Origin of the sequence: Yersinia sp. 1652 StPb PI, assembly GCF_041538345.1 — a bacterium.
GTDB classification, from domain to species: domain Bacteria; phylum Pseudomonadota; class Gammaproteobacteria; order Enterobacterales; family Enterobacteriaceae; genus Yersinia; species Yersinia enterocolitica_E.
This window is the reverse complement of record NZ_JAULSM010000001.1, coordinates 3,613,908-3,624,150: the sequence shown is the minus strand read 5'-3', so window position 1 is coordinate 3,624,150 and position 10,243 is coordinate 3,613,908. Positions and strand designations below refer to the sequence as shown.

Below are 10,243 nucleotides of genomic sequence, written 5' to 3'. Positions count from 1 at the left end.
AGCTGGTGATATCTCTGGGAATAAACGCAGCTCCTTATCCCGCAGACGGCGTAATTCACGGTATACCGTGACCGGCGCACCACCTATTTGCTGGAACTGGCGAATACGCCAACGAGACGCCCAGGCACTGACGCGCTTTGCTGTTTCCTTCAGTGGTTTTCCACTTTCGTCGTCCAGCTCATCGTCAAGCGCGTAACCGTCGATATTCTTTGATATATATTTGGCGATGTAGCCGGTGGCGCTACCCAGTTCTTTATCAATGGGGACCACATGAAAACGGGCTTTAAGCGCTTCTTGTGATTGCAACTCTTCTGAATCTTCCCAACGGGCATAGGTGCAAAAAATATCACGAGCCGGTTCGATATCAGCAGGCAGCATAAATAGCAGCATATGCCAGTGGGGTGTTTCGTCATGGTGAGGTTCCGCCACTCGAAAACCGAATACCCGGATACCCGCGCGTTTCCACGCTGCACGAACCTGTGACCAGATACGACATAAATACTTCTGTGTTTGCCGTGGACTGGCACCATGCCATTTGTGGTTGCGCTTGCCACTGTTGTGCATGGAATGGAATTTCGACGGCGCTGTTAAGGTGTAGAAATCACCGGCTAAATTCTCTTGTTCCGCGATATCCTCAAACCCGCGCATTCGGGTCATTAATTCGCAACGGCGGATCGCAGGATTGGCTATGCTGCCATCGTATTTATCAACCAGCGAAATCCGGTTTCCGTCTTCATCTTCCAGCTCAAACGCCTGTAAGAATTCACGGTTAGACCTCTTCTGTGCTTGCCATTCCTTGAGGGCGGGATCACTGCAATAGGGTGCTGATTTGGCGTGCACATAACCCGCCGCAATCATCAGGTGTTCACGCCATTGATCATGGATATGCTTCAGACGGCGTAACCACCATGAAGGGGACTCAATACGGGCAGTGGCGCGTAATGCTTCGTCCGCTGTCATCGTTTGGCTTTCGTATAATCCCCAGCCTGGTGCGTTAGTATTTAGCTGACGAGTTAAAAAACCGATATAACCATAGCCGGACACAATTGCGGTTTCAATATCACCATCAGGTAATCCCATTTGATGGTCATATTCGCGGATAAACTCGCCAGTCATGCAATCTGACAGACGATAGGCCAACCGTTTGATCTCTCGCTTACCATAGTAAGGAATACGGCGGAAATCATCGTAGAAAGGGATGAGCACATGGGATCGAATATCAATCTGATATTGCTCTGTTACGCACTCCACACGCGGCAATAGGTACTTTTCAATTGAATTGATTAAGTAGCTATTGGCTCGTTTGGCTCCACTGTTTTGCTTAATGTTCTCCACCCGTAGGGTGTAGTAGCGGCGGATATAGTGAGGCAAAGATTCAAGGCGGCGCATAACACGCCGCGCACGAGGAATGGGTTCATTGATTTGACCAAAGCGTCTGAATAAATCCTCGCTGATTGGCTTCTCACTGGCAGCGGTAGCAATCGCTGGCCGAGGCACGTTCCATGAATAAGCCCCGGTGAACGTTTCAGTGTTACCGGGGTAAGGTTTAGGTGGGGTTGGGGTACTGCGGCCGCATGAATGGTTGGTCATTCATTGTGCCTAAGAGTCGCGATGATTTCCCCGGTACTTTTTCGGCCGTCGGCCTTACAACTGATAGAGCGGGAAGCCGTAATCGAGTGGAGGGTGAAACGGCTATAGAGATCGCGACTGGTAGGGGTATCACTATTGGACGCCACAACGTGACAGCCATTTTCAGCGGCCCTTGCCAGTAGGCGAGCTAAACGGAATTGCTGTTCAGCGCTGAAACCATCGGTGTGATAATGGGTAAAATCAGCAGTGCTGGATACTGGGATATAAGGCGGATCGCAATAAATCACATCACCCGCAACAGCCATTTCCAGTGCTTCGGAAAAATCACAACATAAGAAGGTCGCTTTGTTGGCTTTTTCAGCAAAGAAACGGATCTCGGCTTCGGGGAAATAGGGCGCTTTGTACTTGCCATAGGGGACGTTAAATTGCCCTTGTTGGTTATAGCGACAAATACCATTAAAACAGTGGCGATTTAGGTAAAGGAAGATTGCTGCTCTGGATATATCATCACGGTTTCGTGCATTAAATATTTTGCGGAAAATATAATATTGTTCGTGGGAATTAGCCGTAAGAAACAGTGCGGAAGCCACATTGATTAAGTCGCTCGTTTCTCTTTTAGCGATTTCATAGAAGTTAATCAGATCATCATTGATATCCGTTATCAGATATTCTTCATAATCCGTATTCAGCATGACAGAGCAGGAGCCAGCGAACGGCTCAACCAGCCGTTTACCCGTTGGCAAATGCTGAAGCAAAGTTGGCATAATACGAGCCTTTGAACCGGCCCATTTCAGCGGGGAGCGATTCATAATGCACCCCGATAGTGTTTCTGTTTCTCTTCATGGATTTGCTGGCAAGTCACACAATAAATTACCCCTGGAACACTGATACGCCGTTGCTCTGGAATTTCAGCCTCGCAGGACTCACAGATAAAAGCAGAGGGGGCGGCTGGCTTACTGCGGGCATTGGCGATCTGAGCGGCTAATACCATCTCTTGCCGTTCTTGGGCGATATCGATTAAGTCAGCCATTAGCGTTGTCCCTCAGATACCGCCTTGAGACTTTCAGCAACCTGGCGGATTAACTCAATAGCTTCAATGCTATTAAGGTCACGCTGAGATATATGATCGGAAAGGGCAGTCAATTTTTCTGACAGATTAAGCGCAAAGTCTTTGCGTTCTTCTATTCGGGCATTATTTAAATGTTGATGCATGGCTTCAGTTGAAGCGGATATTGCGGCAAGTCTGCGATTCATCATTTTGTTGTTCCTCGTTTTCAGGCAATAGGAATCCCGGCGCGGTATAAAACGCCTGTGATTTTCTGATAATTAATTACGGGTCTTGATTGATTACAGCATCAGCATCGGGTAGTTCTTTCGGGAATGTGGCGGTTAATTCCGATAGTTCCCTCATCGCCTTAATAACAGCCAACCGATCCGATTTATCCAACTCGTGAAACTTCAATTTATGTTTATCTCTGTGCAGTCCAGCAGTGAAGTAAATCAATCCTCTGTGGCGAAATGACACACCTGACAAAAATGCAGCAACTCTATTCGTTCTCCTTAATGCTTTATTAAGCATTAGCCGGACATTAGCTGTTTGAATGAGGCCGATTTTTATTTGCTCCGCTGTGAGTTCAATTGCTCTTGCAGACTTTTGCATAGCAATACCTCCGGCAAAGATGAGTTAAGCGAATATCCCCATAAGGCGGGCAAACCAGCGACGTGATGCTCTGGGTTTCGCCATATAAGGTGTTCTTAGTCCTGGGATAAACTGCACTTCGCTAGCTTTCGGTTGAAAGTGTCTGCCGTCTGGCGTTTCTAACCAGCCATGTTGGTGACGGTAATGCGTGACTTGTTGACCGTTTACCAATAATGCGGCAAGAGATGGGCACTGTGGGGCTTGAGTCATGACGCATTCCTCATCTGATGCAGTTGATCTACGTAAGCCGTTGCCTGTGCTTGCGCGTCAAACTTGCCGTAAGACTGATCGCCTTGGCTCACCTGATAGCGAGTAATTGGGTTTATTTTGTTACGTTTCAGGCGGGTAATAGAGAATCCACGATAAACGCAGGTATGTTCGCTGACTTTTACCAGTACATTACGTGGGCTATAAACCAATTGGCGCGCAGCAGCAGATAGTTGCAGTTGGCTAATCAATTCATCATCTCCACATAGCGCTCGGCTTTATAACGGGCGTTTAAGTAAATCGCATACAGATTCACTTCACGTTTTGCGCCTTTCTTTTGCTGGATGATAGGTAAACGTCCTGTATCAGCCTGAGTGCGAATTGTGTCCTGATTGATACCTTGGCGCTTTGCATAGTCAGCGATCGACTCGGATAGCTTGTTGCCAAAGGGATAATCAGGCGGCAACTCCCTGATAATTGACGTATTCACACTTTTATTCAGTTTCTTTGGCATAAGTGCTACCCTCTAAGATCACGCAGTTTTAAGTAATTTAAGGTTCATTAAGATGAACCATGCAAAGATAGTTCATTGGAGTGAACCATGTCAAGTGATCTGGGTGAAAAAGTAAAAGCTATCCGTAAGGCGGAAGGGTTAAGCCAAGTTCAATTTTGCGAGGCGACAGGAATATCAATTAGTACCGTTAAGAAATATGAAACTGGTTTGTTAGAACCGGGTGGCGGAACTTTGATGAAAATCACCACACATTCCCAATTCAAGAAATACACGATGTGGTTAATGACAGGGGATGTCGCACCGGAAATAGGCCAGATCTCACCTGATCTCTCCCCTGATGGGCCAGAAAGCACATCAGCGAACCAAAAAGGCCAGAAGGTTGGTTAATTGCCTACAAAATAAAGAATTTTTGGGGTAAAGGCGGGATTTGCTACGAAAGGAACTTCTTTGATGAGTATTAAATCACTTGGCGCAGAAGGCTATATGGTCGATGTGCGGCCACAAGGCCGTGAAGGGAAGCGGATCAGGAAGAAGTTTAAAACCAAGTCCGAGGCGCAGCAGTTTGAACGTTGGGCTATTGCTACTCAAAATGATAAAGATTGGCTGGAAAAGCCAGCAGACAACCGGCTTCTGGCAGAATTGATAGCGCTGTGGTGGAAATACCAAGGCCAAACAATGAAAGCCGGTAAAAGCATATTGCAAAAATTAGAGCGCATTGATGAAGCTATGGGATTTCCCAAAGCATCACAGGTTAACCGCGTCAGCTTTGCTAATTACCGAGCAGCACGTATTGAAAATGGAATAAAACCGGCCACAGTCAATCGCGAACAAGGGGCTTTGTCGTCGCTGTTCACTGTGTTGATTGATAACGGTAACTATCACAACGAACATCCAATTATCGGTATTAATTTGATGCGCATTAATGCGCGTGAGATGGGATTTTTATCCAAAGATGAGATTAGCGCCTTACTTGATTTACTAACAGGTAAAGAACAACTGGCCGTAAAACTATGTCTATCCACCGGTGCAAGGTGGGGCGAGGTTGTTAAACTGACGCAAAATGATGTTATTCAACAACGTGTGACTTTCGTAAATACCAAGAACGGCAAAAACAGAACAGTGCCGATTTCGGCGGAATTATTTAAAGAGCTGAAAGCAAAAGGTAACGGAAAGGTTTTTCCAGATGTTGATTATTTGCTGGTACGGCAGTCTCTTAAAGAGGTTGCCCCCGATTTACCAAAAGGTCAGGCAATCCATGCATTACGACATACCTTTGCCAGCCACTTTATGATGAACGGCGGCAATATTTTGACGCTGCAAAAGATACTCGGTCACTCCAATATTTTACAAACCATGACTTATGCGCATCTTGCACCAGACTACTTGCAGGATGCAGTTAGATTTAATCCTTTAAATGGTTTGGTTTAGACAGATCTTCTTCTGTTAACCAGGCAAGTCCCTTTCCTTCATGCATATCTTCTCTGGATGCAGGAGGAAAACTGATCGATAGCGCGCCACCTTTCAGCATTGAAAATGCACCAATTATGATTTGGAAAAAGAATTTAACCCTATGAAATAAAGGAATATTTTTACCTATGATAAATAATCGCATATATCAAATCCATTTTCGTGTCGATGGCTGGAATTCGAACTCCCTCATCAAGTCATTCACTGATGAGGGAATAGATACGCAACTTACGCTACGCAATTTTTCTACTGGTGGTTATGATTTATTCGATCTATTTCTTGCTCTTACGCCAACAACAATAACGGCGTTTGTCGGTGTACTCATCGCGTTTGTTAAGCGAGGTAAGCAAGTCAGTATTACTTATGATACTGGTCAGGTAAAACATCTTGAAGCTAAAAATTATAAAGTCGAAGAATTAATCAAATTGGTTGATGGCATTAAAAAAGTTGATGTCTCAAATTGATGATCCACAAATTGCCCAAATCACCTACGCGAGAGCAGGTTTCACCACGCAGCGGCACGCATATAAGTGACTGTTTTATATATAAGTGATTGATTTTAAAAAAGAGTTGTAGGCCGCATTAGCGGCCTTTTTGCTATTTAAACTCAACTGAATTTAAGGTGCAGGGAAGGTAAAGCGGGTGTGGATTTCTTCCAATGCATTAAGCACCTCCTGCTCCAGAACGACATTCTGGCTATCAATATTACTTTTCAGTTGTTCCAGTGTGGTTGCACCTAACAAGGTACTGGCCACAAACGGTTGCTGGCGAACGAAAGCCAGCGCCATCTGTGCGGGGTCCAGCCCATGACGTTTTGCCAGTGCCACATATTCCGCTACCGCTAACTCGGATTGTGGCCCGGTATAACGTGTAAAACGGCTGAACAATGTATTCCGTGCGCCGGTAGGTTTTGCGCCATTAAGGTATTTGCCGCTCAGGGTGCCAAAGGCCAGGCTGGAATAAGCCAATAGCTCAATGCCTTCATGTTGGCTTATCTCGGCCAAACCAACTTCAAAGCTGCGGTTAAGCAGGCTGTAGGGGTTCTGTATTGAGACAATACGCGGTAAATCATGTTTTTCTGCCAGTTGCAGATAGCGCATCACCCCCCATGGGGTCTCATTTGATACACCGATATAACGGATTTTCCCTGCCCGCACCTGCTCATTCAGGGCTTCCAGTGTTTCAAGCAAGGTGACCACAGCAGTATGTTCGCTGTAGCGATAATTCAATTTACCAAAACAGTTGGTTTCACGTTGTGGCCAATGTAACTGATAAATATCGAGATAATCAGTATTGAGGCGTCTAAGGCTATCTTCCAACGCGATGCGGATATTTTTCCGGTCCAGTGCCATATTGGGGCGAATCGGTTGATCGCTGCCGCGTGATGGCCCGGAGACTTTGCTGGCTAAAATGATTTTGTCACGCTCACCGCGTGCTTTTATCCAGTTACCAATGTATTGCTCAGTTAACCCTTGGGTTTCTGGCCTTGGGGGCACCGGGTACATTTCTGCGGTATCGATCAAGTTAATACCGGCCGCAACGGCGTAATCCAGTTGCGCATGGGCATCGGCTTCACTATTTTGTTCACCAAATGTCATGGTGCCCAGACCCAGCAGGCTGACTTCTAATGAACTGTGGGGGATACGATGATATTGCATTGCCGACCTTCCTTAATGTCTGAAATTATCAGGCCATACCTTTGGTAGTTGGTATTGCAGCGTCGTTAGCTACGCCCACGCACCCGAATTTTCTATTTGAATAACTGCTTCAGGATGTGTTCGTTTGGCCTTACTGAAACACCAATTTTTTGGGTATAAGTAAAACTTGCCTTATTCGACTATATCGAAGCACCGCAGTTGGGGGAAGCGTGTAAGGGAAAAGTACAGAAAAAAGTGGGAAACGGGGCCGTGAACTGCCCCTGGAAGGTGTTGAACCCGCTATCTTGCAAGTGTACTGCTCAGCCCATCCTTGGGCCTCTCTAGTGCAAGCAGCCTTCTCGCACCTTTAAATCTATTGAGTAGATATTTTTTTATCAGTCGGCTTACTCTTTTTTCCGCGCATCAAATTCAGGGTTTCAACCCCCATTGAGAAGAACATAGCGAAGTAAATGTAGCCTTTTGGAATGTGGATCTGGAAACTTTCTAACATCAGCGTGAAGCCGACCAATATCAGGAAAGAGAGCGCCAGCATTTTGACTGATGGATGGCGATTAACAAACTCACCAATTGGTCTGGCAGCAAACATCATCACCCCGACAGAAATAACCACGGCAGCCATCATAATAAACAGATGATCTGACAGCCCAACTGCTGTTATCACTGAATCCAGACTAAAGATGATATCCAACAGCATAATTTGCACGATAGCCGCAAAGAAAGAGCTGACATTACTGGTGTGTTCAGTATCGCTCCCCTCAATGGTTTCATGAATTTCCTTGCTGGCTTTCCAGATAAGGAATAGTCCCCCTAACAACAGGATCAAGTCCCGCATCGAGACACCGTGGCCTGCCACTGTAAACAGAGGTTCGGTCAGGCGGATAACCCAGGCAATAGAAGCAAGTAATGCGAGACGCATTAACATGGCCCCAGCCAAGCCAATACGGCGGGCTCTGTTTTGTTGCGCTTTAGGTAATTTTGCGACCACCAAAGAGAGGAAAATAATATTGTCTATCCCAAGAACAATCTCCAGGATAGTCAGCGTGCCTAGCGCCAACCAGGCATTTGGATCGGCAACCCATTCAAACATTGCGCCTATACACCTTACGGAAACACAAAAATACAATTATACGCTTTTATTTATTAATCGGAACAGAGTCAAAGTAATTGGTGTTGTAGTAGGGCGTCTAGCGCACCGGTTACAACAAGAAATGACGGGCCAGCATCGGGCCAGTAAAGGTCTTTTTCAGATAAAAACCACGGGGTAGTGTCATGATCGGTTGCCCTTTTTCACCGATGGCTTCAGTTAACGCACGGCTATTGGCGGCCTTCGGGCGCAATTGGAGTACCTCACCGTGGCGAGCGGTGATGGTTTCTACTTTGCCAAGAACGATAAGGTCCATTAACTCTTCCCAGTCACGCCGCAGTAGTTCTTCTTCTTGCGCATTCGGGCTCCATAATAAAGGCGCGCCGACTCTACGTTCCGCGAGCGGGATCTGCCGCTCACCTTCTACGGGTACCCACAATACTCGGGCCAGTTTATGCCGCACATGGCTGCTTTCCCAAGTGATGCCACTGTTGCCGGTCAGGGGGGCGACACAAACAAAGGTGGTCTCCAATGGTTTGCCCTGAGCGCTGATAGGTATGGTTTTCAGCTCAATGCCGATGTCGGCAAAGTCCTGTTCAGGTTTACTGCCAGCACTGGCCCCCAAATAAAACTCCAGCAACATACCAACCCAGCCTTTTACCCGCTTTAAGTCCGCCGGAATAACCCATTGAGCACGCGCTGCCAATTCGCCAAGGGTAAAACCTGACAAAGCTTGAGCACGTTGAAAAAGTTGATGTTCATCAGTGGGTGGTGCTGGTGGCAGTGAATAAACAGACATGGGGATAAACCTGCTAAAGTCGGTTAAAAAACAAGCTGAATTAAAAGTGACGGTAGATGTATTGTTATGCATTGTGGATGGAATGAATAATAGCATGATTTAACGGAAGTTTTCTTTCCTCCCACCGATGAAATACTTTTATTCTGATTATCTTGTGCACCTACTGACAGCGATAATGAACAGGATCTTACACCTATTTATCCACAGATTTATGGGATAACCCCAATAAATCCCGATCACTGGTTCAATTTACAGCCTTGACGACGGCTTTTTTTGCGAGTTTTACTCTTTTTTGCATAACTTTGACGCATTATCTGTGGATAAAAACCACATTGATGGATCTTTAGCCAGCTACAGATCCAAAACGGAGATAGATCACATATTACCGCCGTGGAAACCTGTGGGAAACCTGTTATTTTATTGAAATTAATCATTTATTTTTTTAGATATTTTTGTCGTATTATTCCGTTAAAATGAGTTGTACCTACTTTTCCCTAGAGTTCTACACACCTATATCCACAGAAAAAGTGAATAAAATGTCGTGCGTAGCCCTGGGGGTGTTCATAACTTTGCTTATATCTGTGAGTTATCCCCGAGTTATCAGGTTTAGCTGGCTGATAAGCAGTGGTTTACCGCCTGTTGCTAGTGTGAAACAATCAGAGCATCTTTGAGTTTTAAGCTTATCGAGGTAGTCCGGTGATCGATGATGATGGCTACCGCCCGAACGTGGGTATCGTAATTTGTAATCGGCAGGGAGAAGTGTTGTGGGCCAGGCGTTACGGTCAGCACTCTTGGCAGTTCCCACAAGGGGGGATAAACCCCGGTGAAACACCAGAGCAGGCAATGTATCGCGAACTTTTTGAAGAGGTCGGACTTAACAAAAAGGATGTCCGAATTCTGGCTTCAACCCGTAACTGGTTACGTTACAAATTACCAAAGCGTTTGGTGCGTTGGGATACAAAGCCGGTGTGCATCGGCCAAAAACAACGATGGTTTCTACTACAGTTAATGTGTAATGAAGCCGATATCAACATGCAACGTAGCAGTACCCCGGAGTTTGATGGCTGGCGCTGGGTCAGTTATTGGTATCCGGTGCGTCAGGTGGTCTCTTTTAAACGTGATGTTTATCGTCGTGTGATGAAAGAATTTGCTGCAACCGTAATGCCTGTGCAGGAGGTTATTCCACCACGGGTACCGCCCGCTTATCGCCGTAAAAGAGGTTAAG

The 10,243-nt window shown here is 46.1% G+C and carries 16 protein-coding genes; 4 read left to right on the top strand and 12 right to left on the bottom strand.

The features are described from left to right. The 8 genes from Q2T71_RS16565 to Q2T71_RS16530 all read right to left on the bottom strand — a co-directional run. Positions 1-1,590, bottom strand: a 1,590-nt coding sequence (locus tag Q2T71_RS16565; RefSeq protein ID WP_372559801.1) for a replication endonuclease, incomplete at its 3' end; no start/stop codon positions are given. Then, a complete protein-coding gene (locus Q2T71_RS16560; RefSeq protein WP_372559800.1) occupies positions 1,587-2,399 on the bottom strand; it encodes a Dam family site-specific DNA-(adenine-N6)-methyltransferase in 813 nt (270 codons plus the stop codon). The genes Q2T71_RS16560 and Q2T71_RS16565, both read right to left, overlap by 4 nt. After that, positions 2,396-2,620, bottom strand: coding sequence for a TraR/DksA family transcriptional regulator (locus Q2T71_RS16555; protein ID WP_372559799.1), 225 nt, complete (start codon positions 2,618-2,620; stop codon positions 2,396-2,398). Before Q2T71_RS16555 ends, Q2T71_RS16560 begins: the two co-directional genes overlap by 4 nt. Then, positions 2,620-2,847 (bottom strand): DUF2732 family protein, encoded by a 228-nt coding sequence (locus tag Q2T71_RS16550; RefSeq protein ID WP_372559798.1) that lies wholly within the window; start codon positions 2,845-2,847, stop codon positions 2,620-2,622. The genes Q2T71_RS16555 and Q2T71_RS16550 overlap by 1 nt, the downstream gene beginning before the upstream one ends. A 73-nt stretch (positions 2,848-2,920) precedes the next feature. Continuing rightward, positions 2,921-3,250, bottom strand: a complete 330-nt coding sequence (locus Q2T71_RS16545; RefSeq protein ID WP_219654835.1) for a DUF5347 family protein — start codon at positions 3,248-3,250, stop codon at positions 2,921-2,923. A 24-nt stretch (positions 3,251-3,274) separates the two neighbouring features. Beyond that, positions 3,275-3,499: a phage filamentation protein Fil family protein gene (locus Q2T71_RS16540; RefSeq protein WP_372559797.1), complete on the bottom strand. Its 225-nt coding sequence runs from the start codon at positions 3,497-3,499 to the stop codon at positions 3,275-3,277. After that, the gene (locus Q2T71_RS16535) at positions 3,496-3,747 is read right to left on the bottom strand and encodes a hypothetical protein (protein WP_326497659.1); all 252 of its coding nucleotides are present in this window, start codon (positions 3,745-3,747) and stop codon (positions 3,496-3,498) included. Before Q2T71_RS16535 ends, Q2T71_RS16540 begins: the two co-directional genes overlap by 4 nt. After that, positions 3,744-4,010, bottom strand: a complete 267-nt coding sequence (locus tag Q2T71_RS16530; protein ID WP_050881575.1) for a hypothetical protein — start codon at positions 4,008-4,010, stop codon at positions 3,744-3,746. The genes Q2T71_RS16535 and Q2T71_RS16530 overlap by 4 nt, the downstream gene beginning before the upstream one ends. 87 nt (positions 4,011-4,097) lie before the next feature. On the opposite strand from Q2T71_RS16530, the gene Q2T71_RS16525 reads away from it, so the two are divergent. Next, entirely contained in the window at positions 4,098-4,397 is a 300-nt protein-coding gene (locus tag Q2T71_RS16525) for a helix-turn-helix domain-containing protein (RefSeq protein WP_372559796.1), read from the top strand. 63 nt (positions 4,398-4,460) lie between these two features. Continuing rightward, on the top strand, positions 4,461-5,438 hold the full coding sequence (locus Q2T71_RS16520) for a tyrosine-type recombinase/integrase (RefSeq protein ID WP_372559795.1): 978 nt from the start codon (positions 4,461-4,463) through the stop codon (positions 5,436-5,438). On the opposite strand, the gene Q2T71_RS16515 is transcribed toward Q2T71_RS16520, so the two are convergent. Next, positions 5,413-5,622 (bottom strand): hypothetical protein, encoded by a 210-nt coding sequence (locus tag Q2T71_RS16515; protein WP_372559794.1) that lies wholly within the window; start codon positions 5,620-5,622, stop codon positions 5,413-5,415. The two genes, Q2T71_RS16520 and Q2T71_RS16515, sit on opposite strands and share 26 nt — an antisense overlap. On the opposite strand from Q2T71_RS16515, the gene Q2T71_RS16510 reads away from it, so the two are divergent. Next, entirely contained in the window at positions 5,606-5,941 is a 336-nt protein-coding gene (locus Q2T71_RS16510) for a hypothetical protein (protein WP_372559793.1), read from the top strand. The genes Q2T71_RS16515 and Q2T71_RS16510 overlap by 17 nt on opposite strands. Before the next feature lie 153 nt (positions 5,942-6,094). Here the strand turns inward: Q2T71_RS16510 and Q2T71_RS16505 are convergent, their stop codons facing one another. The 3 genes from Q2T71_RS16505 to mutH form a co-directional block, all read right to left on the bottom strand. After that, complete coding sequence (locus Q2T71_RS16505; protein ID WP_372559792.1) at positions 6,095-7,135, bottom strand: NADP(H)-dependent aldo-keto reductase; 1,041 nt, start codon at positions 7,133-7,135, stop codon at positions 6,095-6,097. Between the two features lie 352 nt (positions 7,136-7,487). Next, positions 7,488-8,222, bottom strand: coding sequence for a TerC family protein (locus Q2T71_RS16500; protein ID WP_372559791.1), 735 nt, complete (start codon positions 8,220-8,222; stop codon positions 7,488-7,490). A 109-nt stretch (positions 8,223-8,331) separates the two neighbouring features. Next, positions 8,332-9,018, bottom strand: coding sequence for a DNA mismatch repair endonuclease MutH (gene mutH / locus Q2T71_RS16495; RefSeq protein ID WP_050073625.1), 687 nt, complete (start codon positions 9,016-9,018; stop codon positions 8,332-8,334). A 696-nt stretch (positions 9,019-9,714) separates the two neighbouring features. Here mutH and rppH point away from each other — a divergent pair. Then, positions 9,715-10,242 carry an RNA pyrophosphohydrolase gene (gene rppH, locus Q2T71_RS16490; protein WP_083162862.1) on the top strand — a complete coding sequence of 176 codons (528 nt, stop codon included), beginning with the start codon at positions 9,715-9,717 and terminating at the stop codon, positions 10,240-10,242. Position 10,243: the final 1 nt, after the last annotated feature.